This window comes from Gordonia sp. NPDC062954, from assembly GCF_044543825.1.
Taxonomy (GTDB): domain Bacteria; phylum Actinomycetota; class Actinomycetes; order Mycobacteriales; family Mycobacteriaceae; genus Gordonia; species Gordonia tangerina.
On sequence record NZ_JBITWL010000008.1, the window covers coordinates 129,366 to 151,849 of the forward strand.

19 protein-coding genes are annotated in these 22,484 nt (G+C 67.0%); 8 read left to right on the forward strand and 11 right to left on the reverse strand.

Annotated features, from left to right (window positions below; translation table 11 throughout):
* Positions 1-232: 232 nt before the first annotated feature.
* Positions 233-859 carry an SRPBCC family protein gene (locus ACIGKQ_RS10685; protein WP_396573547.1) on the reverse strand — a complete coding sequence of 209 codons (627 nt, stop codon included), beginning with the start codon at positions 857-859 and terminating at the stop codon, positions 233-235.
* A gap of 156 nt (positions 860-1,015) precedes the next feature.
* On the opposite strand from ACIGKQ_RS10685, the gene ACIGKQ_RS10690 reads away from it, so the two are divergent.
* Positions 1,016-3,022: an aconitate hydratase gene (locus tag ACIGKQ_RS10690; RefSeq protein ID WP_396573549.1), complete on the forward strand. Its 2,007-nt coding sequence runs from the start codon at positions 1,016-1,018 to the stop codon at positions 3,020-3,022.
* A 13-nt stretch (positions 3,023-3,035) separates the two neighbouring features.
* Here the strand turns inward: ACIGKQ_RS10690 and ACIGKQ_RS10695 are convergent, their stop codons facing one another.
* Both ACIGKQ_RS10695 and ACIGKQ_RS10700 read right to left on the reverse strand, forming a co-directional pair.
* Positions 3,036-3,974, reverse strand: a complete 939-nt coding sequence (locus tag ACIGKQ_RS10695) for an NADP-dependent oxidoreductase (protein WP_235723399.1) — start codon at positions 3,972-3,974, stop codon at positions 3,036-3,038.
* A gap of 123 nt (positions 3,975-4,097) precedes the next feature.
* Positions 4,098-4,706 carry a hypothetical protein gene (locus tag ACIGKQ_RS10700; RefSeq protein WP_266063696.1) on the reverse strand — a complete coding sequence of 203 codons (609 nt, stop codon included), beginning with the start codon at positions 4,704-4,706 and terminating at the stop codon, positions 4,098-4,100.
* A 184-nt stretch (positions 4,707-4,890) separates the two neighbouring features.
* On the opposite strand from ACIGKQ_RS10700, the gene ACIGKQ_RS10705 reads away from it, so the two are divergent.
* The gene (locus tag ACIGKQ_RS10705; RefSeq protein WP_396573607.1) at positions 4,891-5,619 is read left to right on the forward strand and encodes a response regulator; all 729 of its coding nucleotides are present in this window, start codon (positions 4,891-4,893) and stop codon (positions 5,617-5,619) included.
* Here ACIGKQ_RS10705 and ACIGKQ_RS10710 read toward each other — a convergent pair whose 3' ends face one another.
* The 3 genes from ACIGKQ_RS10710 to ACIGKQ_RS10720 form a co-directional block, all read right to left on the reverse strand.
* Positions 5,620-6,600 (reverse strand): phosphatase PAP2 family protein, encoded by a 981-nt coding sequence (locus tag ACIGKQ_RS10710; protein ID WP_396573550.1) that lies wholly within the window; start codon positions 6,598-6,600, stop codon positions 5,620-5,622. It abuts the gene before it with no gap.
* A 139-nt stretch (positions 6,601-6,739) separates the two neighbouring features.
* Positions 6,740-7,828, reverse strand: a complete 1,089-nt coding sequence (locus tag ACIGKQ_RS10715) for an inositol-3-phosphate synthase (protein WP_396573552.1) — start codon at positions 7,826-7,828, stop codon at positions 6,740-6,742.
* The gene (locus ACIGKQ_RS10720) at positions 7,821-8,528 is read right to left on the reverse strand and encodes a PadR family transcriptional regulator (protein WP_396573553.1); all 708 of its coding nucleotides are present in this window, start codon (positions 8,526-8,528) and stop codon (positions 7,821-7,823) included. Before ACIGKQ_RS10720 ends, ACIGKQ_RS10715 begins: the two co-directional genes overlap by 8 nt.
* Positions 8,529-8,897: 369 nt before the next feature.
* On the opposite strand from ACIGKQ_RS10720, the gene ACIGKQ_RS10725 reads away from it, so the two are divergent.
* The 6 genes from ACIGKQ_RS10725 to ACIGKQ_RS10750 all read left to right on the forward strand — a co-directional run bounded on the left by ACIGKQ_RS10725 (position 8,898) and on the right by ACIGKQ_RS10750 (position 15,541).
* Positions 8,898-9,287 (forward strand): DUF5318 family protein, encoded by a 390-nt coding sequence (locus ACIGKQ_RS10725; RefSeq protein ID WP_235723405.1) that lies wholly within the window; start codon positions 8,898-8,900, stop codon positions 9,285-9,287.
* Positions 9,288-9,522: 235 nt separating this feature from the next.
* Positions 9,523-11,850, forward strand: a complete 2,328-nt coding sequence (locus ACIGKQ_RS10730) for a transglycosylase domain-containing protein (RefSeq protein WP_287016359.1) — start codon at positions 9,523-9,525, stop codon at positions 11,848-11,850.
* A 64-nt stretch (positions 11,851-11,914) separates the two neighbouring features.
* Entirely contained in the window at positions 11,915-13,561 is a 1,647-nt protein-coding gene (locus tag ACIGKQ_RS10735) for a glycosyltransferase family 87 protein (RefSeq protein WP_396573609.1), read from the forward strand.
* A gap of 150 nt (positions 13,562-13,711) precedes the next feature.
* The gene (locus ACIGKQ_RS10740) at positions 13,712-14,083 is read left to right on the forward strand and encodes an HNH endonuclease (RefSeq protein ID WP_287016358.1); all 372 of its coding nucleotides are present in this window, start codon (positions 13,712-13,714) and stop codon (positions 14,081-14,083) included.
* 10 nt (positions 14,084-14,093) lie between these two features.
* Positions 14,094-15,092 (forward strand): acryloyl-CoA reductase, encoded by a 999-nt coding sequence (locus ACIGKQ_RS10745; RefSeq protein WP_396573556.1) that lies wholly within the window; start codon positions 14,094-14,096, stop codon positions 15,090-15,092.
* Between the two features lie 41 nt (positions 15,093-15,133).
* Complete coding sequence (locus ACIGKQ_RS10750) at positions 15,134-15,541, forward strand: hypothetical protein (protein ID WP_235723409.1); 408 nt, start codon at positions 15,134-15,136, stop codon at positions 15,539-15,541.
* A 7-nt stretch (positions 15,542-15,548) separates the two neighbouring features.
* Here the strand turns inward: ACIGKQ_RS10750 and ACIGKQ_RS10755 are convergent, their stop codons facing one another.
* The 5 genes from ACIGKQ_RS10755 to ACIGKQ_RS10775 all read right to left on the reverse strand — a co-directional run bounded on the left by ACIGKQ_RS10755 (position 15,549) and on the right by ACIGKQ_RS10775 (position 22,401).
* Positions 15,549-16,130 carry a GNAT family N-acetyltransferase gene (locus ACIGKQ_RS10755; protein ID WP_396573558.1) on the reverse strand — a complete coding sequence of 194 codons (582 nt, stop codon included), beginning with the start codon at positions 16,128-16,130 and terminating at the stop codon, positions 15,549-15,551.
* Positions 16,127-17,566, reverse strand: a complete 1,440-nt coding sequence (locus tag ACIGKQ_RS10760) for a hypothetical protein (RefSeq protein ID WP_235723411.1) — start codon at positions 17,564-17,566, stop codon at positions 16,127-16,129. The genes ACIGKQ_RS10755 and ACIGKQ_RS10760 overlap by 4 nt, the downstream gene beginning before the upstream one ends.
* A 220-nt stretch (positions 17,567-17,786) precedes the next feature.
* Entirely contained in the window at positions 17,787-19,091 is a 1,305-nt protein-coding gene (locus tag ACIGKQ_RS10765; protein WP_287016355.1) for a CdaR family transcriptional regulator, read from the reverse strand.
* Positions 19,088-20,560: a phytoene desaturase family protein gene (locus ACIGKQ_RS10770; RefSeq protein ID WP_396573560.1), complete on the reverse strand. Its 1,473-nt coding sequence runs from the start codon at positions 20,558-20,560 to the stop codon at positions 19,088-19,090. Before ACIGKQ_RS10770 ends, ACIGKQ_RS10765 begins: the two co-directional genes overlap by 4 nt.
* A complete protein-coding gene (locus tag ACIGKQ_RS10775) occupies positions 20,557-22,401 on the reverse strand; it encodes a DUF3556 domain-containing protein (RefSeq protein ID WP_396573561.1) in 1,845 nt (614 codons plus the stop codon). The genes ACIGKQ_RS10770 and ACIGKQ_RS10775 overlap by 4 nt, the downstream gene beginning before the upstream one ends.
* Positions 22,402-22,484 lie beyond the last annotated feature (83 nt).

Sequence of the window (22,484 nt, forward strand, 5' to 3'; positions counted from 1 at the left end):
CTGCCCGAGTAGGTCGGCTGCCCGAGTGAGCCCTTTCCGCTGCCCGAGTAGGTCGGCTGCCCGAGTGAGCCCTTTCCGCTGGTCGAGTAGGTGCGAGCCGCTAGGCGAGCGCCGTATCGAGACCGCCTGCAGCACAAGTTGTCTCGATACGCAACTCACTCCGTTCGCTGCTACTCGACCAGCGGTGGCTGGTTGTTGATTGTTCCGCTGGACCGCCACGTCGAGACCTCCGTCAGGTGACGTGCACCCCGGTGCCCGCCAAATTCTCCGCCCGATCCCTGATCCCGTGCAGCATCTTGCGTTCCATGATCAGCGAACCCGGTTCCATCGGCAGCATGCCGAGACGGTCGACCAGCCGAGGCAGCCGGAAGCGATTGCGGCTGATCAGCCGGGTGGTGCCGTCGTGCCGATCGACCAGGGTGAACGCCCACACCCAGTTGCCGTCGGCCGAGCGCGTCGCGAACGCGTGATCTGGCTCGGCGATCTCGATGCGCATCGTGTTGGGGCCCAGTCCGATCTCGTCGCCGATCTGCGGGTGCTGGAAGTCGTCGAGCACGTTGTCGGCGCTGTGCATGTGCAGGCCGAGAAGGTTCTCGATCCAGTCGTAGGTGTAGGCGCCACCTCGGGGGTCCGGGCCCATCTGCGCCAGCCACGGGTACACGTACTCGGGACGGGCCAGGATGGTGATGGCCCTGGTCGACACCCCGTCGGGGTCGGGCAGTAGCTCATCGCCGGGCAACGCGGCGTTGACCTCGTCGTCGGTGGCGCCCCAGTTCAGGATCGGCTGCCTCAGCACACGTTGATAGCCCACCGCCGCGGCAGCCAGCGCACCAGCGGCGAACATCCATGCGGTGTTCATATCTTCAGCATGCGCCGACGACCAGGGCGGTGTCGTGGGCCAAAAGGCACCACTTCCCGGGTGTCGAATCGGCGTGTTCTGGGTAAGCGTGCCATGGAGTCATACCCCAATGAGACGGCCGAACAAGACCGCCCAGTCGTGTCGGAGGAGCACATCATGCCCGAGAACGTCGCCCGTAAGCTCATCGCAGCACATCTGGAAGCCGGCGAGATGACTCCCGGCGAGGAGATCGCGCTGCGCATCGACCAGACGCTGACCCAGGACGCCACCGGCACGCTGGTGATGCAGGAACTCGAGGCGCTCGGGCTGGACCGGGCCCGGACCGAGGCAAGCGTCCAGTATGTCGATCACAACCTGTTGCAGACCGACGAGAAGAACGCCGAAGACCACGAGTATCTGCGGACGGCATGCGCCCGCTTCGGGCTCTGGTTCTCCAAACCCGGCAACGGTGTCTCCCACCCCACCCACATGCAGCGCTTCGGGATACCCGGGAAGACCATGGTCGGCTCCGACTCGCATACCCCCGCTGCCGGATCGCTGGGGATGCTCGCGATCGGCGTCGGTGGGTTGGAGGTTGCCCTCGCGATCGCCGGTCGCCCGCTTAACATCCGGATGCCGGAGATCTGGGGTATCCGCCTGGAAGGTGAACTACCCGAGTGGTGTTCGGCCAAGGACGTCATCCTGGAGATGCTGCGACGCTACGACGTCAAAGGTGGCGTGAACCGGATCATCGAGTACCACGGACCGGGCCTCGACGGGCTCACCGCGATGGATCGGCACGTCATCGCGAACATGGGCGCCGAATTGGGCGCCACCACAACGGTGTTCCCGAGTGACGCCGCAGTGCGGGAGTTCCTGGCGGCCGAGGGCCGCGAAGACGACTGGTCCGAACTCGTCGCCGATCCGGGCTCGACCTACGACATCGAGGAGACCATCGACCTCGGCGACATCGAACCGCTGATCGCCAAGCCGTCGTCGCCGGGCAACGTGGTGCAGGTCCGCGAGGTGGCCGGCGAGGATATCTCTCAGGTCGTCATCGGGTCCAGCGCCAACCCCGGGCTGCGGGACTTTGCGATCGCCGCCGCGATGGTGGCCGGGCGGCAGACTGCGCCCGAGGTCAGTTTCGACGTCAACCCCACGTCGCGGGAGATCCTCACCGACCTCACACAGATGGGCGCCACCGCCGAACTCGTCATCGGTGGTGCCCGCATCCATCAGGCCGGCTGTATGGGCTGTATCGGGATGGGGCAGGCCCCCGCGACGGGACGGAACTCGTTGCGCACCATGCCACGCAACTTCCCGGGGCGTTCGGGTACCAAGGAGGACGCGGTGTGGCTGTGTTCCCCCGAGACGGCGGCGGCCTCCGCGCTGACCGGGGCGATCACCGACCCACGGGACTGGGCGGCCGACGTGAAGATGGCCTATCCGAAGCTCGATCTGCCGAAGCAGCATTCGATCAACACGGCAATGCTGGTGGCGCCCCCGTCGCCCGACGAAGCGGAGAAGATCCAACCGGTCAAGGGCCCCAACATCTCCAGCCTGCCCGAACTGGACCCCCTGCCCGACGACGTCGAGGCACCGGTACTGCTCAAGGTGGGTGACAACATCTCCACCGACGAGATCTCCCCGGCTGGCGCGCGTGCATTGCCGTTGCGGTCCAACATCCCCAAGCTCGCCGAGTTCAGCTTCACCCAGGTCGATGAGACCTATCCCGAGCGTGCCCGTCAGGCCGATGGCGGTCACGTCATCATCGGTGGGGAGAACTACGGTCAGGGATCCTCGCGGGAACATGCGGCCATCGCGCCGCGACATCTCGGTCTGCGCGTGGTGATCGCCAAGTCGTTCGCACGCATCCACTGGCAGAACCTGGCGAACTTCGGGGTCTTGGCCTTGGAGTTCGACAACCCGGCCGACTACGACGACATCGACCGGGGCGATGTGCTGCGTCTGGACGGCCTGCGCGAAGCGATCGATTCCGCCGACACGCTCACCGTACGCAACTCCACCAAGGATCAGACGTTCACTGTCCGGCATCGTCTCTCGCGTCGCCAGGTGTCCGATGTCCTTGCGGGTGGACTGATCCCGCGGCTGGCGGCCGAAGAGCATCCCGACGACCATCGGGCCGAAGAGACCGTCCTGCAGGACAGTGGCGAGATCAGCTGAGCGCCATGCTTCGTCAGGGAAGCAGGGCGATCTTGCCGCCGGGATGGCCACCCGCGACCACTTCGAGCGCGGTCGGGGCGTCGGCGAGTGGATAGGTTCGTGCCATCGGCACCACCAGTTCGCCGTGAGCCGCGAGGCGGATCAGCTGGGGCCGCACCGTGTTCCGAAACGCGAGGCTCTCCGGCTGCGTCCCACCCAGGGCGATGAATCCGTCGGCCCGGGCGCGTTGTGGTGCCGCGATGGTGATCACTCGCGATCTGTCGTCGACGAGCTCCAGTGAGGAATCGACGGCCTCGTCGGTACCCGCCGCGTCGAGGGCGGCGACCACGGGCTGTGGGGTGATGGCGCGTATGCGATCGGCCAACCCGGGGCCGTAGCGGACCGGTATCCCGCCGAACGCCCGTACGCGCTCGGCGCTCGCTGGGGAGACAGTGCCGATCACCGTGACTCCGCGGAGTCGGGCGAATTGGAGGACGGTGACGCCGACGGCGCCCGACGCCGCGTGCAGCAAGACGGTGTCGTCGCGCTCGATGCGCGCCGCGCGAAGCATGTCTGCGGCGGTGCACCCGGCGAGCAACAGGTTGGCGGCCTCCGGGAAGTCGAGGGTCTCCGGTTTCGCGAACACCGTCGACGCGGGCACGGTCAGTGCCGTCGCGTAGCCACCGCGCACCCGGAAGGCGAGCACTTCGTCGCCGACGGCGCCACCGCCGGAGGCGATCTCGGTGTCCGGGCCGATCGCGGCGATGGTGCCGGCGACCTCGTAACCGATCGGCAGCGGTAGATCCGCCGGATCTACGACCCGCTGCGCGTGCTTCAGGTCGGCCGGGTTCACCCCGGCCGCCCGCACCTCGATGGTGACCTCACCGACGCTCGGTGGCGCAAGTTCGTCGGCGATGAACTCGAAGTCGTCGAGCCCACCGAAGCCATTCGCCACCCATCGATGTGTGCGCATGTCGTCAGGCTAGTGGCTGTTCCGGCCGCACCCGCGGGTTCCGGCTTGGAGGCGAAACTGCGGCCAGAACCTGCAGCTGCGGCCAGAACCGTCCGGCGCGGCCAGAACCGCCCGGCGCGCGTTTCAGACGGCGAGTTGGGCAGGTTGGACCCAGCCGTCAGCCATGAACTGCAGCAGGAGCTGCGCCTTGTTGCCGACCGGACGGCCGGCCTCGGTGTAGCGCTGCGAGACGCGGCGATAGTGCGCGCGTACCGTGCTCTCGGCGACATAGTGGGTATGCGACGTCTCGCGCAACGTCGCACCCAGGGCGTAGGTGGTGAGGATCTCCAACTCGCGGTCGGTGACGTTGACGCGACTGCGAAGGCTCGGTGTGCGGCGCGCGGTCTGCTCGAGGAGGTTTTCGAGCTGACGGGCCGCCAACGGCGTGTTGGCGATGGTGATCCCGGGCGCATCTCGGATGTCGGTGCCGATCGCGGCGATCAGGCAGTTGCGCATCCCGCGTCGCGCGCGGAATCGGGCCAGCTTGTCGGCGGACCGGACAATGGCGATCGTCGGCGGCAGCAGATCGGCGGCGACGTCGACGTCGATGATGACCGCGTGGTAGCCGAGGCCTTCCACGAGCGCGGCGAGCGCCGCATCGGTGAGGTCACGCTCGGCGACGATCGCGACGGTGGCCGGACTGGGCAACGGGTAGAGCGGCACGCGTAGGTCGCGGTCCATCTGTGCGGTCATGTGTTCCCCTGCGGTGGAGGTGGATCAGATGAATCCACTGTCACCGACCACACCGACAGAATCAGCTGTTGTTGTGACCAGTTCCGCGCAGTTCGGGTGCTCTTGTCACCCAAACGGTTGCTCTTGATGCCAGATCGCGCATGACTTGCTGATCGAAGGCTAAATTGCGCACGTGGGTAGTCAAATGCGCATTCTCATCGCGTCGCCGCTGGGGCATGTCGTCGCCAAGCCGCTGGAATCGTCGTTCGAAGACGTGGCGGTGACGGTGGCCGCCGACCAGGACGAGTTCGTGCACGGCGTCGCCGGGCGAGTCCGGTTCGACGTGGTGGCCGCCGACCTCATCTGGAATCGGCCGACGATGGAATGGATGTTCGACGGGCTCGACGCCATCGACGCACTACGTCACGCCGATCGCCTGGCGCCGGTGCTGCTGGCCACCCAGGGGCACAGTATGGAACGCGATCACCTCGAAGAGGCGCGGCTGCGTCCGGAGGTGTCCGGGGTGATCGCCAAGTCCGACGGGCTGATGCCGTTGATGAACGCGATCCGCACCGTCGCCCTCGGGCAGCGGTTGCCCACGGCACAGCCGATGGGCCGTCGCATGCCGCCGCTGTACGAGTTGTTCGTCGGGCGCCGTGGGCACACCGCCGGCAGACTCGCGGGCGCCATCGCTTCCGGCAGCGCCACCGACACGGCGAGCCTCGCGGCCGCGGCCAAGGTGTCGCCCAACACGGCCAACAAGCTGACCAGTCACTATCTCGGCCCGATCATCACCCAGCGTGGCGAACACGACGAGCGCCTGCCGCTGTCGCAGGCGGCGGTGTATCGCTGGTGCGGACTACACGCCCGCTACATCGTGAGTTGGTGCCGCCGGCACGGGCATTCGGACGTTCTCGGCGAGCTCCGGCGCTGATCAGCTGCCGGCGTCGTCGCGGGCCACGGGTCCGTCGCCGATCGTCACCCGCTGCAGCGTCCACCAGAAGATCAGTGCGGTTGCGATCGATCCGGCCGCGGAACCGATGAGCGCGTCGAGGAAATACCGGTACTCAGCCGCGGCATCGATCGATCCGGCGAGCCAGGTGACCACCCAGAGCCCGGCGCCGGTGGCCGTGGCCACCACGAACAGCACCGACCAGAAGACAACGACCGCGCGCTGGCCGATCGGACGTCCAGGTGAGTCGGCGGGGGTGATCCGCAGATATCCCAGCCGCACACCGATCACACACACGAGGCAGGCGATCGCGAGGGCCACCGCGTCGGCGGCGAGGGTGTCGGAGAAGCGATGCCATTTCGCGGTGATCGTGTAGGCGCCGACGCCGATCGCCCACGGCATCACCACCAACGCCACAAGTGCCCGTAGCCGGAACGGCGTCACCAACAGCACGCCGAAGAGGATGGTCATCGCCGCGGTGGTGTGCCCACTGGGCAGGCTGTTCTGCAGGTACTGCGGGTAGGCGTCGATGAGTTCGGGCCGTGACAGGACATAACTCTTGAGGATCTGCGTCACGACCTGCCCGGCGACGATGATCACCAGTGCGGCCAGACCGACCCAGGACCGGCGGCGGATCACGGCGAACACCAGCAGCGCGAGCATGGCGATCACCATCGAGGTGATGGTGATGGTGCCCAGTACCGAGTCGGCCTGCACCGTCATGGCCCGCCCGGCCTGATCCGCGCCGCGCAGGGCGGCGTTCTCGATGGTCTGGCCGGTCACCGTCCGTACGGCGAGTACATACGTCGCGATGCCGGCCGCGATGGCGAGGACACCGACCGCGACCCAGCGAAGAACCGTGTGCGGAGGCCGTGTCGGGGCCACGTCGGTGGCGATGGCGATTTCGTCCGTTGAGTCCTCCGCCGAGTTATCCGCCGAGTCATCAGTCGAGCCGTCCAGCAAGTCCGTGCCTCCCAGGGTGCGGTCTTCAGTTTCGCACGGGACGATGACGCAGAACGTCCCCGGCAGCAGTGTTCGACGGGATGTAGCCGTCGAACCCGCTGCCGGGGACGTCTCGGTCGGTGAACCGGGCGAGTGCCGGTCAGCCCTGGATGAACTCCTCGAGCTGTGCGCGCGCGACGTCGTCGGCGAGCTGCTGCGGCGGGGACTTCATCAGGTAGGACGAGGCGGGCAGGATCGGGCCGCCGATACCGCGGTCCTTGGCGATCTTGGCGGCGCGAACGGCGTCGATGATGATGCCGGCCGAGTTGGGGGAGTCCCACACCTCGAGCTTGTACTCCAGGTTCAGCGGCACGTCACCGAAGGCGCGGCCTTCGAGGCGGACGTAGGCCCACTTGCGGTCGTCGAGCCACTCGACGTGGTCGGACGGGCCGATGTGGACGTTCTTGTCCTCGACCTTGCCGGCCAGCGCGCCGGTCAGGTTGGAGGTCACGGCCTGCGTCTTCGACACCTTCTTGGACTCCAGACGCTCGCGCTCGAGCATGTTCTTGAAGTCCATGTTGCCGCCGACATTGAGCTGATAGGTGCGGTCGAGCGTGACACCGCGATCCTCGAACAGCTTGGCCATCACGCGGTGGGTGATGGTGGCGCCGACCTGGCTCTTGATGTCGTCGCCGACGATCGGGACACCGGCGTCGGTGAACTTCTGCGCCCACTCGGGGTCCGACGCGATGAACACCGGCAGGGCGTTGACGAATGCGACGTTCGCGTCGATGGCGCACTGGGCGTAAAACTTGTCGGCCTGATCCGAGCCCACCGGCAGATAGGACACCAGGACGTCGACCTCGGCGTCCTTCAGGGCAGCCACCACGTCGACACCGTCGCCGTCGGCCTCGGTGATGGTCTCGCGGTAGTACTTGCCCAGACCGTCGAGGGTCTGGCCGCGCTGCACGGTGACACCGGTCGGCGGCACGTCGGCGATCTTGATGGTGTTGTTCTCGCTCGCGAAGATCGCATCGGACAGGTCGAAGCCGACCTTCTTGGCGTCGACATCGAACGCGGCGACGAACTCGACGTCGCGCACGTGGTAGCCACCGAACTTCACGTGCATCAGGCCGGGGACGGTGGAGTTCTCGTCGGCGTCCTTGTAGTACTGGACGCCTTGAACCAAGGATGAAGCGCAGTTTCCTACGCCCACAATGGCCACGCGCACCTTATTGGGCTCACCCATGGTCGGGTTCTCCTTCTGATCGCGGCGTCGCAGCTCGCTGCGTCACCGGTGTTTTCTCTTCGTGGGTTTCTCTTCGCCCCCTGCCGCGGGACGGCTCTGAGCCCGCGACATGGAAGTCGGTATCGGCGGTGTCGACCATCGGATCCCGGCCGGGATCGGTCAGATCGTCGCCGTCGTGATCGCCGGAGGCCTCGGCGGCGATCAGTTCGTTGAGCCAGCGCACCTCGCGTTCGCTGGATTCGAGGCTGAGTTGATGCAGCTGACGGGTATAGCGGTCGACGGCGCGATTGGATCGCCCGACGATCTCGCGCAAACCTTCACGGCGTTCCTCCACCTGACGGCGACGGCCCTCCAGGATGCGCATTCTCGCGACCGCCGGTGTCCGGCTGAAGAACGCGAGGTGCACCCCGAACCCGTCGTCGGTGTAGTTCTGTGGACCGGTGTCGGCGACGAGTTCGCTGAAGCGTTCGCGGCCCTTGTCGGTGAGCTGGTACACCCGCCGACCGCGTCGCACCTTGACGGCCGTCGGCGCGGTGGCCTCGTCGATCAGCCCATCGGCCTGCATCCGACGCAGCGTCGGATACAGCGAACCGTAGGAGAACGCCCGAAAGGCGCCGAGCAGCCCGGTCAGTCGTTTGCGCAGCTCATAGCCATGCATCGGGGCTTCGAGCAGCAATCCGAGAACTGCGAGCTCCAACATCGGTGCCCACTCCCTCCTCGTTTGATCGTCTGCCCTGGCCGACCGTCTGATCACGGTGCACCGACCGGCGAGGCGATGTGTTCGACAACTCTGACGCCACAACACCTCGCCGCGATGTGATTGACAATGTATCGCACCGATATATTCGTCGTCTACAGCGGGTCCTTCGTGACGCCCGCTCGTTCCTCGCGGGCTCCTGAAGGATCGGGGCAGGCGTGCGGCGGGTTGTTGCTCTGTTTCCTGAGGAATCCCGGAGCTTGCGGAGGGATGTCACGAAGGGCGCCCAACCACCGCCGACACCACGACACGGTCGGATCGGGATGACGGTCACACCGACAGCCGTCGGAGCGACCACGTACCCTTGAACCCGTGCAACGCCAGATCGTCGACTACGCCCTGCAGCGCAGGTCGCGGCTGTCCGACGTCCATTCCGGACGGACCGCCGTGGCCGATGTCTGCGATGCGAGTCCGTATCTGCTCCGGGCCGCCAAATTCCACGGCCGCCCGTCGTCGACGCTGTGCCCGATCTGCCGAAAAGAGCAAGTCACCCTGGTGTCCTGGGTGTTCGGTGAGAAGTTGGGGCAGGTATCGGGGTCGGCGCGCACCAACGACGAGATCGCCCGACTCGACACCACCGCCGAGGAGTTCTCGGTGCATGTGGTCGAGGTGTGCCGCACCTGTAGCTGGAACCATTTGGTGCAGTCCTACGTTGCAGGCTTGCCGCCGCGTTCGTCGCGTTCGCGTCGGGTCGCCAAGTAGCTCGGGCGCAGCGCGCTGCAGGTGTGCGCAGCTGTCGGCGCCGGTCTCGCAGCCCAGCCGCGGGAGATGGAACTTTGCCCGAACGCCGATCGTAGGTCACAGTGGGATAACGAGCGGGGGCATCGGGCCGGTGGACATCGGGGCTGGGATGACGGACTGGGTGACCAGTTGAATGACGGAGACAGATAGTGAGTAGCGCTGACACGGTCGTGCGCGCGGATCGGATGGTTGGACAATGAGTACTCGCGGTACATCGCCCGCCGGCGGTGGACGTACGTCTCGTCCCTCAGCCGACGACACACGCCGCAAACGGCAGAAATGGCTGGCCATCGGCCTCGGGGCGTTCGGCGCACTCGTGCCGGCGGTCGCCCTGATCGGCATCGTGGCGTTCATGCTCACCTACGTCGGCGCGTCGGTGCCGGCACCTGGCGACATCAAGCAGAACCAGGTCGCCACCATCCTCACCTCCAACGGCAAGACCATTGCGCGCGTCGTCCCGGAGGAGGGCAACCGTACCGACGTCAAGATCGAGGACATCCCCAAATCGGTGCAGGACGCCGTGATCGCCGCCGAGGACCGCGAATTCGCGAGCAACTCCGGCTTCTCCATCCGGGGTCTGTCGCGAGCCGCGATCGGCCAGGTCACCGGGAACGGCGGACAGGCCGGCGGCGGGTCGACGATCACCCAGCAGTACGTCAAGAACGCGCTCGTCGGCGACGAACACAGCTATGAGCGCAAGTTCAAGGAACTCGCGATCGCCACCAAGATGTCGAACGAGTGGTCCAAGGACGACATCATGGCCGCCTACCTCAACACCATCTATTTCGGCCGGGGCGCCTACGGTGTGGCCGCCGCTTCGCAGGCCTACTTCCACAAGGACCTGAGCAAGATCACGACCGAAGAGGCCGCGGTGCTCGCGGCCGCGATCCGGTCGCCCTCCTACTACGATCCGGAGATCAACCCGGAGGCCGCGCAAGCGCGGTGGAACTACGTGCTCGACGGCATGGTCAGCACCGGCGCACTCACGCCCACCGATCGCGCGGGAATGCAGTACCCGAAGGTGCCGGCAGCACGCGCCCAGAGTGACGACACCCCGGGCGCCAACGGGCTGATCAAGCGCCGGGTGCTTGCCGAACTCGGTGAACTCAACATCTCTGAGCAGCAGGTCCGCACCGAAGGCCTCAAGATCACCACCACCATCGACCCGCAGGTGCAGCGTTCGGTGGTGTCGGCGGCCAACGGCAAACTCGAGGGCGAGCCGAACAAGTTGCGTACCTCGGTGGTGTCGATCGATCCGCGCACCGGCGGCGTCAAGGGCTACTTCGGCGGCAACGACGCCACCGGCTGGGATTACGCACAGGCGGGACTGCAGACCGGGTCGTCGTTCAAGGTGTTCGCCCTGGTGGCTGCCCTCGAACAGGACATCCCGCTGTCCAAGACGTACAGTTCGGCGCCCTACTCTGCGCCGGGTGGGTTGACCGTGGAGAACTCCGACGGGGAGAGCTGCGGATCCTGCAACCTCGCGACCGCGATGAAGATGTCGCTGAACACGGTCTACTACCGACTGATGATGGATCTCGACGGTCAGGCCCGGGCGGTCGCCGACGCCGCGCACAAGGCAGGCGTTGCCGAGAGCTTCGGCACCATCGAACACACGCTGCAGGAAGCCAACGGTGGCGTCGAGGGTGGCGTGGTGTTGGGTCAGTACCCGTCGCGTGTGCTCGACATGGCCTCGGCGTACGCCACGCTCGCCGCGTCGGGTGTGTACCGCGAGCCGTACTTCGTGCAGAAGGTGGAGACCTCCGATGGGGAGGTGCTCTTCGATCGCCAGCCCAACAAGGGTGAGCGCGTCTTCGATGCGAAGGTGGCCGACAATGTGAGCGCGGCACTCGAGCCGATCGCCTCCTACTCCAACGGCCACGCGTTGTCGGACCCGAGCCTGGGGTCGCGGCCGTCGGCAGCCAAGACCGGTACTGCGCAGCTCGGCGACACCGGACAGAACAAGGACGCCTGGATGGTCGGCTACACGCCGCAGCTGTCCACCGCGGTGTGGGTCGGTACCGACGAGGGCACCGCGATCACCAACTACGCCGGCTCGTCGATCTACGGCAGCATGCTGCCCTCGGACATCTGGCAGGCCGCGATGAACGGCGCCCTGGAGGGCAAACCCATCCAGGATTTCCCGGAGCCCGAGGCGGTCGGCGGTCAGGCAGGTGTGCCCTACGAGCCGCCGCCGGTGACCTACGACCAGGATGCGCCGCAAACCCAGTCGCCCGGCGACCAGGGTCCGTCCCGCCGGTTCCCCGGCAACGGCGACGGCAACCTGACGCTGGCGCCCGGTGTCACGATCCCGTTGCCGGGCAACGCGGAACGCGGAGGGGGCAACTCGGGTGGCGGCAATTCGGGTGGCAACTCCGGCGGTGACTCGGGTGGCAACTCAGGCGGCAACTCGGGCGGCGGTGACGACTACACCGGTGGTGGAAACGGTGGTGGGGGTACCACCGGAGGAGGCTACGAGGACGGCTTCGGCGGTGACATCCCGGAACCCCCGCCGCTGAACTGAGTCGACACTGACCGTGGCAGAGGAGAACTCGACCGAACCGGGCTCCCCCGGTGATCTGTCGGCGATGACCGACGATCGCGGGCCGGGCTCGGACTGGGAGTCCGCGGCGGCACTTGCCGCCGACACACGCGTCGATCGCACGCGGGTGCTGCCGAGTCGCACCGACGTCGTCGTGCATGAGGCGTCGAACGTGGTGGGCGGTCCGGTCGGTCGACACGCGGCGGTCGGTCGCAGTCGGGCGTGGACACCGATCCGTGTGCTGTTCCTGCTGGCGCTGTGCGCGTTGGCGGTGAGCTGGTTCGGCAAGGCCAGTTGCCTCCAGCAGGCACCGGCCGACGAGAACTCTCCGGCCGGCACCGAACTGCGGCTCGACTGGGACGATCAGCGCCAATACACCAACCTCTGCTACTCGGATGTGATCGGGCTGTTCGGGGCCGAACGCCTCAATGAGGGCGCCTTCCCGTACCGCACCTTCTGGTACGAGCAAGGCCCCGACGGCCAGCAGATCAAGCGGTACATGGAGTACCCGGTCATCACCGGCATGTACATGTACGGCATGGCGACGGTCGCGCGCGCCTGGCTGTCGGCGCACGAGAAATGGGGTGTGCCTGCCGCTCTCGACGTCGTGCTGTTCTTCGACCTCGCGGCACTCGGACTCGCCCTGTTCTGGCTGGTCACCATCTGGGCCACCGCGCTCACCGCGCGCCGCCGTATCTGGGCGGCCTGGATCGCGGCACTCTCACCCCTGGTGGTGGTGCACGCATTCACCAACTTCGACGCCATCGCCACCGCCATGGTTGCGCTCGCGGTTCTGTGTTGGGCTCGACGAAAGCCTTGGCTGGCCGGTCTTTTCATAGGGTTGGGCACGGCCGCGAAACTGTATCCAGTGCTGTTGCTGGGTGTGCTGCTCGTATTGTGTCTGCGCTCGGGGCGGTTACGGGAGTTCGCGCAAGCTGCGGCCACCGCCGTGCTGGTGTGGGTGGGCGTCAATCTGCCGATCCTGATCCTCTACCCGCAGGGCTGGTGGGAGTTCTTCCGCTACAACTCCGATCGCGCTGCCGAGAGCGACAGTCTCTATCGCGTGATCAGCTCCGCAGTCGGATTCCAGTGGAACGTCACGGTGCTCAACGTGGTCTCGCTGGGCCTGCTCGTGCTCGTCGCGCTCGGCGTCGGGGCCGTGGCGCTCGGTGCGCCACAACGACCTCGGTTGGCGCAGTTGGCGTTCCTGTTGGTGGCCGGATTCCTGCTCGTGAACAAGGTGTGGAGTCCGCAGTACTCGCTGTGGTTGGTGCCGTTGGCGGTGCTCGCGATTCCGCACACTCGCTTGTTGTTCGCCTGGATGTTCGTGGACGCACTGGTGTGGGTGCCGCGGATGTCGTTGTATCTCGACGCCGACCGCCGCTGGCTACCCGACGAGTGGTTCACCGCGGTGATCGTGTTGCGCGCGCTGATGGTGATCGGGCTGTGCGCGGTGGTCTTGTGGCAGATCTGGCACCCGGCCGACGATCTTGTGCGCAATCCGCGTCGCGACGACCGCGACCCCGGGCCCGAGCATCTGCTGGATGACCCCGCCGGCGGTGTCCTCGACGGTGCCCCGGATCGATTCACTGTGCGCGGCGGACGTCGCCGCGCCGCCGTCGAGTCAACGCCCAGCCCCGGCCCCCCGGCCCCGCCGGGCCCGGCGCCCGACCTCACGCCGACGGCGCCCTGATCTCTGCCGACGGAACCCGCAATCCCGCCGACGGAACCCGCAATCCCGCCGACAGAACCCGCAATCCCGCCGACAGAACCCGGTGTCGCGTCGACAGCATCCCCGCGTGCCTGCGTCGTCGTCGGTCCGGCCGACATTAGGCTCGGCGGTATGGCACGTGGCGGCTCCCGGCGAGCGCGAGCGGGACGTAAACGGCAGCGCCGAATGCGCCTCGCCGACAACGACCTGAGCCCGTTGCAGTGGCAGGAGATCAAGACGGCCTGGGGCGGATGCGCCTACTGTGGCCGCACCGACACCGTCCTCCAGCGTGACTGCATCCAGCCGCTGTCGGTGGGCGGCCGTTACACCGAACTCAATGTGGTGCCTGCCTGCCGCTCCTGCAATGCCAGCAAGTGCAACACCGAGGTGACGTCCTGGATGCGTCGCAAAGGGCTCGACGAAGAGCTCTTCCTGCGGCGGCTGGTGAGCATCCGCGCCTCCCGGGTCGTCGTGCCGGACCCACCGGCCGATGCGCTTCAGTAGGGTGCGATACATGGGTGACGTACAAGCGCTGGTGGCACATCAGGACGACGACGGCAACATCGACCTCGTTCATGAAACCGTCGAGGAGCGCTTCCTGCCCGACGGCGACGTCGAGATCGCCGTCGAGTACTCGGGCGTGAACTTCAAGGATGCGCTCGCGGTGTCCCCGAAAGGCGGTGTGGCCCGGTCATACCCGTTGATTCCCGGCATCGACCTCGCCGGCACCGTCCGCTCGAGCAGCTCGCCGCAGTTCTCCCAGGGTGATGTGGTGGTGGCCCACGGCTACGACATCGGTACCGGCCGCCACGGCGGCTACGCCGACACCGCACGACTGCCCGCTGACATGGTGGTCAAACTGTCCGGGTTGTCGGCGAAGGATGCTGCGGCCATCGGCACCGCGGGCTTCACCGCCGCGATGAGCGTGGAGGTGTTGACCGCGCACGGCATCACCCCGTCCGACGGTCCGGTCCTGGTCACCGGGGCGACCGGCGGGGTCGGCAGTGTCAGTGTCGACCTGTTGGCCGCGGCCGGGTTCGAGGTGATCGCCTCCACCGGCAAGGCCGATGCCGCCGACCTGCTGCACACCCTCGGTGCCACCGAGATCATCGGCCGACTTCCCGAGGAGGGCGAGAAGGTCCGTGCGCTGGGCAAGACGCGGTGGGCGGCCGTCGTCGACTGTGTTGGCGGCGCCACCCTCGCCTACGCCCTGAGCACGCTGAAGTACGGCGGTGTGGTGGCCGCCTCCGGTCTGGCGGGCAGCGCCGACCTCCCGACGACGGTCCACCCGTTCATCCTGCGTGGCGTCACCCTCGCCGGCATCGACTCGGTACAGCTGCCGATCGTCAACCGCCGCGCGTTGTGGGCCAAACTCGAGGGCGAACTGCGGCCGCGTCACCTCGACGACGTGACCACCGACGTCGCGGTCACCGACCTACCCAAGTCGATCAAGACCATCCTCGCCGGTGGTGTCACGGGCCGTACCCGGGTCCTCGTCGCCGGCGAATTCTGATCACGGGTTGGCGATGAACCCGCTCGGGTATCACTGAAGGCATGCCAGATCGTGCCGAACAAGTCTCCGATACCACCGCCGAAGCGGCCGGGAAGGTCTCCGAAGCCCTGGAGTACGTCGAACGGGCCCGTGGTCACCTGTACAGCTTCCATCAGCTGATCGGACACGCCGATCTGGTGCTGGGCGAGGCGGTGGATGCCCTGCGTGCCGACGGCCACACCGACCTCGCGGACGCGCTCGAGACCGAGATGGTCGGGCGCAACGTGCTCAACGGACGGTGGACCTTTCAGGTCGTCGAAGAGTTCGACGACACCTACTGGTTGCCGTTCCGAGCGGCCGACCAGCGCGTGCGCGATGAGTTGATGGACGGTGTGCGGCACCTGCACGAAGCGCGGATGAAAGAACAACGCCGCACTCACGGCCACCCCGATCACACCGAGAATCCGTAGAGGTTCGCTACACCGACATCCGCTCCACCAGCCGAGCCCTCGCCGCCGGCCAATCGTCGTCGGTCATCGCGTACTGCGCGGTCGTGCGCCACCCGTCCCCGAAGCGTCGGTGTTTGCGGAGCAGCCCTTCGAACGTCGCACCCAGCTTGGCGATCGCGGCCCGCGACTGGGCGTTGTGCTCATGTGTGTGCCACACCAGCCGCACCGCGCCGCAGTCCTCGAAAGCGTGCCGCATCAGCAGGAACTTGGCCGTCGGGTTGATCGTCGTGCCCTGTACATCTTCGGAATAGAAGGTGTAGCCGATCGTGGCCGCCAGGTTGTACGGGTCGATCTCGTAGTAGCTCGTCGAACCGACCAGACGCCCGTCGGTGTTGTCGATGACTGCGTAGGCCACCCGATACGACGGGTCGGCGCGCGCGCTCTCCAGCCACCGCCGACTCGACTCCGGGTCCGTCGGCACGCCCGGTACCCAGCGGAACCGATCGGGGTCGTCGACGATCTGTGCCAGCGCTTCGGCATCGTCGGACACCAACGGCCGCAGCGTCACCCGGCCCATGGACAGCGGTTCCGTGCCCAGCCAGGTGCTCACGATGTCGTGACCAGGTCGGGTTCGGTCGGCCGGACCCGGCGACCGAAGGACGCCAGCGGTTCACGTAGCGGCGCCCGGACGAACGCGACGATCAGGTAGGCCAGCACCACCGCGTGCACCCACACTCCCACGTTGACGCCGGTGATCACCCACCACTTCATCGGCGAACCGGACGTGTAGATCCCGAACAGCCGGAAGATGGTGGTGTCGAGGATGAAGTCGGCGATCAGATACGCGGCGATCACCGGCCACCGCACCTGAAGCAACACGAAGAACGGCAGAATCCACAACGTGTACTGGGGCGAGTGCACCTTGTGGAACAGCATGAATCCGGCCAGCATCGATGCCGACACCCCGATCCAGGGGTAGACGCCGTCGCGCTGATACACCCGCCAGCCCAGGAACACCGCCAGCGCGAAGGCGGCGACGATCAGCATCGGCGACAAGAGTCCGACCAGTGTGTTGTAGGTGTCGTTCTGGCCGCCGGTGAAGTGACGCAGACCCCAGTACCAGATGGAGTTGGTGTCGACGTCGGCCTTGCGTTGGCCCTGGAACGACAGGGCCGCCCGCCAGCCCTCGAAACCGAGGACCATGAACGGCAACTGGATCGCGATCACGGTCAGGGTCGCGGCCACCGCCACCCAGGCCGCTCCCACCCAATCGAGCTTCCGGCGCAGCGGGGCCGCGCCGCCGGGGCCGGCCCCCGCGCCGTAGGTGAGGACGTAGATGGCCAGCGGCAGTACGAAGAAGCCGGGATAGAGCTTCAGACAGAAGCCGATGCCCAGCAGGATCGCCGCCAGGATCGCCGCGGTCCGCACCGACAGGCGACGTTCCCCGGTTCGCGGACTGATCGTCGAGCCCCACGCCATCACCGCCACCGCGCCGACCGCGGTCGCGACCACCGGCAGCTCCCAGTTGTGGAAGGCGTAGAGCACCAGGGGTGGGGTGGCCGCCCACAGCAGCACCCACCAGCGGGTCATCAACGCCAACATCACGGTGATCGCCAGCCCGAACGGCACCAGTAGCCACACCGAATGCTGGAAGAACTCGGTGTCGGTGTGCGCGCCGATCGCGCCCAGCCACATCAGCATCCCCGACAGCACCGGGTATTCGACGACGCCGCCGAACAGCTTGCCGTCCGGGGTGATGCCACCGTGGATGAACGGGAACACATGATTGTTGATGTCTCGGCCGATCCACAGGTACATCAGGTCGGAGTAGCAGGGGATCACCGCATCCGGGTCACCGACCGGCCAGTGCGAGCTGCGGCCCTCGTCGAGGAACGGGGCGCCGCCGCATTTGATCTTGACCTGATAGCTCCACCACATCGTCAGGCAGGTGGCCAACAGGGAGACGACGAGGATGAGCGCCATCCGGCCGCGCCCGGCCAGCAACGCGTGACCGAAGCGCGCCGGCGCGGCGGGGGATGCGGACATGGCCTACAGGCTAAGTGGCGCCCGGCGCCCGACACCGGTCGGGCCTGGACACACGTGGCGCTCGTCGGCATCCGGCGGCCGGCGGTGCCGCATGACGGTGACTGAAATCAGCTCCCTGAGCCTCGTCCGAGGGGATATCCCCTCGGACGACGCTCACGGAGCTGATTTCAGGAGGCCTTGGCGTCCGTTGGGGTTTCCCGTGCTCATGACGACCCCGTGCTCATGACGACCCGGTGAGCACCACGGAACCCAGGATTTCGGCGACGTGCAGCGCCAGCTCGGTGTCCAGGCGGCGTTCGGACAGCGGCCGGCCCAATTCGTCGGTGGCACGCCCGAGGCGGTACTTCACCGTGTTGCGGTGCATGTTCAGTTTCTCGGCGGTGGTCACATAGCTGTTGCCGGAACTCAGGAACGTGCGCACGGTCTCCCGCAGACGCGCGGCCGCGTCGGTATCGAGCGACAGCGGGCCGAGGACGTCGTGCACCCACCGTCGGGTGGCGTCGAGGTCTCGGGCCAGAACCGCCACCACCGCCATCCCTTCCACGTTGTGCCCGACGACGCTCATCGCCGGGTTGGTGGACACGATGGCCACATGTTTGATGGCCTCGGCCTGATCGTGGCTGCTACGGAACCCGTCGGTGCCCGACGCGGGGGCGCCGAAAGCCACCCGCAGACCGGGCACTGCGGCGGTGACGGAGCGCAGCACCGCGTCATTCGTCGGGTCCACATCTGCGGGGGAACCGAACCAGACCCACGCCGTGCTGCGGTCCACGACGGTGAACAACGGCGGTCGCACACACCCCAGACGGCCGGCCATCTCTCGTGCCGTCGTCTCCAGCAATCCGGTGTCGTCGCTACCCGGGTTGGCGCGATCGATCCACAATGTCGCCGCAAGATGAAGTGGTTGCAGCGAGTAACCCGTTCGCAGTGCGAACTCGCCGGCCGTCAGGTCCTCGCCGCGCAGCACCTTGCCCACCATCGCCGACACCACGGTGGCGTTCTGCTCGACCGAGAACCGTCGGCCCTCTTCGTGGATCTCCAGCACCACCCCGGTGATCCAGTCCACGTACTTGTGCATCCACCCCGACAGGTGATGCAACACATGCAGTTGCATCTCCGGCGGACAGTCGAGTCCGCGGATCTCCTCGAACATGAACGCGAGCAGATCGTCGGACCCGAAGTGGTAGGCGCGCCGCAACGACGACGCCGGGATGCCGCGCTGCCCCAGCCGGTCGGCGTACTCGGTGGCCGCGGTGATAGGCTGCACGTGGTCGAGCGGGATGTCGTTGCGGATCATCTGCAGGATCGTGGTGATGTTGCCTTCTACGCTGGCGTGCAGCATGTCGAGCAGATCCGGTTCGGTGAGTTCGTCCATGCCGGCCTCGATGGCCGCATTCATCGACGCGTTGATCTCGGCGAAGCGCGCCTGCAAACGGTCGCCCACCACGGCGACCAGACGATGCACTTCGGCCGCCTCCGGTGCATTCGGCGAGACAAGACGACGCTGAAGCGACCCGCTGCTCATCGCGGCCGCTTCAGGTCGGCGGCCATCGGCTCGCTCGGCCGGTCCAGTGCGTCGAGCAAACCTCGATGTCGCAGCGCGGATCGGGCCGCATGCCATCCGCACATCCCATGGGCGCCCGCACCGGGCGGGGTGGCGGCCGAGCACAGATATACGCCTTCCACGCCCGTCGCGTACGGGTTCGCCGCGACCCGCGGCCGGAAGATCAGCTGTGTGGGGGTGTTCGCGCCGGTGATGATGTCGCCGGCGACGTAGTTCGCGTTGTCGGCGGTGATGTCGGCGGTCGCGCGGATATGGGTGGCCACGATCCGCTCGCGAAAGCCAGGTGCGAACCGTTCGATCTGGTCCATGATCTGATGCCGCGCATCACCGCGGAACCCGGCGGGTACATGGGCGTATACGTCGACCGGATGGATGTCGCCCACCGACCGGTCGCGATCGGCGAGATACTGCTGGCCGACGAGGAGGAACGGCTCGTCCGGCATGCGCCCATGCCACACCTCGCGTTCGGCGGTCACCACGGCGGCGGCGTCGCCGACCGCATGTACGGTGCCGGCCTGCCGCGCCGGCGCGAACGACCACGGCACGCCGTCGCGCACCGCGAATGCCACCTGGAAGGCCGCCGGGCCATGCCGATACCGGCGGTAGGCCCGGGCGATGCGCGGCGGTTGCCGCGCCCCGAGGATCGCCGCGGCGGCACGGGGAGCGGTGTCGAGCAGGACGATGTCGGGATCGCCGAGGTCGTCGAGGCTCGAGACCGTCACCCCGGTCTCGACCCGCCCGCCCAGCGATGTCAACAGCGACATCATCGAAGCCCCGATGGCCTGTGACCCACCCACCGCGACGGGCCAGCCGAAGCGATGCGCGGCGGTGCCCAACGCGGCCCCGATCGCCGACGACAGCGGCGTCGACAAGGGATGAAATGCGTGCGCTGCCACCCCCGCCCACAATGCGGCCGCTTCATCGGTGGAGAACAGGCGGCCCACCCAGGTCGCTGGGGGAGCGGCGAGGACACCGAACCGACCCAGCGCGATGGGATGGCGCGGCAGATGCAGCATCGGCTGCAGGAATTCGGTGGCGATCGCGTCGAACCGATCGGTGAGCGGGCCGAACACGCGCGCGTATCGGTCGCCGTCGACGCCGAGGCCCTGCGCCGTCGTCGTCACCGATCGGTGGACGGCAGCCCCGCGCCCGCCATCGAGCGGATGCGCGTACTGCACCGGCGGTAGTGCCCAACGTAATCCGTGAGCAGCGAGATCGAATCGCCGGGTGAACGGGTTGTCGGTGGCCAGCGGATGAAAGCCCGAACACTCGTCGTGCAGCAGTCCAGGCACCGTGACCTGACCGGATCGGGTGCCACCGCCGGGCGTCTGCGCCGCCTCGAGGACGGTGACCGAGACGCCGGCGGCGGCCAGCGTGATGGCGGCAGCGAGCCCGTTCGGCCCGCTACCGACCACGACGCCCTGTGTCATGCACCCACCTTAGGCTCGGCGGTGACCTCGATGTCGGCGGTCGTGGCAGCCCCGGCGGTCACATATGCGGAGCCGTCCGACGGTGCCACATAGCCGGGCCGGGTCCAGGTGATCGTGTGCTTGATCGGACCGTTCGGCAGCCACGGCAGTTCCTCGGTGGCGTCCTTGACCACATACGTGCCGCGTTCCACCACGCCGAGCGCTGCGTCGATGACCTTGTATGCCACGTAGTTCTTGTGGATCGGCTGCGATTCGGTCCAGGTGACGATCAGCTCGCCGGGAGCGAAGTTGCAGCGGCGCTGGACCGCGGCGATGGTGCGCTCATTGTGCAGATGGGCGTCGCCGAACTGCCAGCCGATCAGCGTGGTGCACACGAACTCACCCTCGCGGACGACGTAATTGTCGAGGTCGTCGGTGTGGCGCATCAGCAGCGAGATCAATGCACGACCCATCGAGTGCATCGTCCGCCACGCGACGGCCTTCTGCATGAAGATCTCGCCGACCTCCGAGCCGTAGGCCGCGGTGAGTTGATCGATCTGGTTGGCGTTGGACTTGGTCAGATAGGTGTTCAGCTTCTCCTCTGCGTGGCGGCCGCGGAACGCCCAGACCGCCGAGGCCCAGTTGCCGGCGTACTGCCGCATCGACGGCAGGAACGACACCAGGTCGGGTCGGAGGTTGCCCAGGACCGGGAACGTCGCCGCCGCGACGATGGCGAAGATCAACCAGCCGGTGCTCATGTCGGTCACCGCCCAGCCCTCACCGGCCGGGTGCAGCCAGAACAGGAACCAGGCCGAGAACATGAAGAACACATTCCATTCCAGCGGCACCGCGAGCGGGAACGTCGAGATGATGAAGAAGTGGAAACCGAGCATGCCGATCAGCGCGGCCAGGGTCAGCCACTTGTTGGTCGAGAACAGCAGGATCAACGGCAGCGCCAGTTCGACGACGGTGCCCAAGCCGTGCCCGATCGAGCTGCTCAGGTGTGAGGGTCGTAGATCGCGCGGGAAGTCGCGGTAGAGCTTGCGCTTGAGGCGGGTCGAGGTGATCCACGGCGTGTTGGACACCATCGCGGCGATGACGGGGCTGAAGTGGCGGCCCAGTTTCGAGATGCCGGCGCCGAACCAGCTGGCGAACATGAAGATCTTGGCTGCGACGATCATGTCGACCACCGAGCCGGCCGCGGCGAAGACGAACAGTGCCGCCAGATACTGCTCGGAACGGGCGGCGAGGAAGACGGTCTTGTCGCGCAAGCCCATCGCGACGATGAGGCCGATGTAGCTGAACATCGCCCACTGCGGTGGCAGGCCGGCCTCACTGCCCGGGACCCGCGCGGTTTGGGTGCCGGGGAAGACCACCAGGAACACCAGGTTCGCCAGGATCAGCGCGTAGATCGCGATATCCCAGTACTGCCGGGTGTCGCCGCGTGTGAAGGGCACCTTGCCCGGCCAGGCCGGCACCCGGATCGTGCCCGGTTTGAGCCAGTACAGGCAACCGCCGATGAACGGGGAGAACTTGAACGCCAGCGGACCCGACGAAGAGGCCAGACCGAGTACCTCGAACAGCACCGTCCAGGCCATCAGCTTGATGTAGACGATCGGCTCGGTCCACCAGGACGTGAACTCGGCGAACCCGCCCAACCCGGGTGTCGTCAGGCCCACCAGCGCGACGCCGACGATGGCGTAGAAGGCCATCTTGTAGATGTAGAGCATGTTGAGCTGTTTCGGGCCGCCGAAGCCGTGTTCGGCCCAGTGCACGGCTAACAGCTTCATCCGCGCCATGAACGGCATCGAGCCGAACTCGGCCGGGTCCACCGGCGGCATCTCGGCTGTCTTGAATCCCATGGGGAGTCCTTTCCTGTCAGGTGTTTTCGGGTAGGGGGTATCGCCGCACGACGAGGTGTTCGTGTGTGCGGTCTTCGGTGGTT

Excerpts from the sequence above, each read along its gene's own strand:
- ACIGKQ_RS10685 (WP_396573547.1), bottom strand. The coding sequence starts at position 859 with ATGAACACCGCATGGATGTTCGCCGCTGGTGCGCTGGCTGCCGCGGCG.
- ACIGKQ_RS10690 (WP_396573549.1), top strand. The coding sequence starts at position 1,016 with ATGCCCGAGAACGTCGCCCGTAAGCTCATCGCAGCACATCTGGAAGCC.
- ACIGKQ_RS10695 (WP_235723399.1), bottom strand. The coding sequence starts at position 3,974 with ATGCGCACACATCGATGGGTGGCGAATGGCTTCGGTGGGCTCGACGAC.
- ACIGKQ_RS10700 (WP_266063696.1), bottom strand. The coding sequence starts at position 4,706 with ATGACCGCACAGATGGACCGCGACCTACGCGTGCCGCTCTACCCGTTG.
- ACIGKQ_RS10705 (WP_396573607.1), top strand. The coding sequence starts at position 4,891 with ATGCGCATTCTCATCGCGTCGCCGCTGGGGCATGTCGTCGCCAAGCCG.
- ACIGKQ_RS10715 (WP_396573552.1), bottom strand. The coding sequence starts at position 7,828 with ATGGGTGAGCCCAATAAGGTGCGCGTGGCCATTGTGGGCGTAGGAAAC.
- ACIGKQ_RS10720 (WP_396573553.1), bottom strand. The coding sequence starts at position 8,528 with ATGTTGGAGCTCGCAGTTCTCGGATTGCTGCTCGAAGCCCCGATGCAT.
- ACIGKQ_RS10730 (WP_287016359.1), top strand. The coding sequence starts at position 9,523 with ATGAGTACTCGCGGTACATCGCCCGCCGGCGGTGGACGTACGTCTCGT.
- ACIGKQ_RS10735 (WP_396573609.1), top strand. The coding sequence starts at position 11,915 with ATGACCGACGATCGCGGGCCGGGCTCGGACTGGGAGTCCGCGGCGGCA.
- ACIGKQ_RS10740 (WP_287016358.1), top strand. The coding sequence starts at position 13,712 with ATGGCACGTGGCGGCTCCCGGCGAGCGCGAGCGGGACGTAAACGGCAG.
- ACIGKQ_RS10745 (WP_396573556.1), top strand. The coding sequence starts at position 14,094 with ATGGGTGACGTACAAGCGCTGGTGGCACATCAGGACGACGACGGCAAC.
- ACIGKQ_RS10750 (WP_235723409.1), top strand. The coding sequence starts at position 15,134 with ATGCCAGATCGTGCCGAACAAGTCTCCGATACCACCGCCGAAGCGGCC.
- ACIGKQ_RS10760 (WP_235723411.1), bottom strand. The coding sequence starts at position 17,566 with ATGTCCGCATCCCCCGCCGCGCCGGCGCGCTTCGGTCACGCGTTGCTG.
- ACIGKQ_RS10765 (WP_287016355.1), bottom strand. The coding sequence starts at position 19,091 with ATGAGCAGCGGGTCGCTTCAGCGTCGTCTTGTCTCGCCGAATGCACCG.
- ACIGKQ_RS10770 (WP_396573560.1), bottom strand. The coding sequence starts at position 20,560 with ATGACACAGGGCGTCGTGGTCGGTAGCGGGCCGAACGGGCTCGCTGCC.
- ACIGKQ_RS10775 (WP_396573561.1), bottom strand. The coding sequence starts at position 22,401 with ATGGGATTCAAGACAGCCGAGATGCCGCCGGTGGACCCGGCCGAGTTC.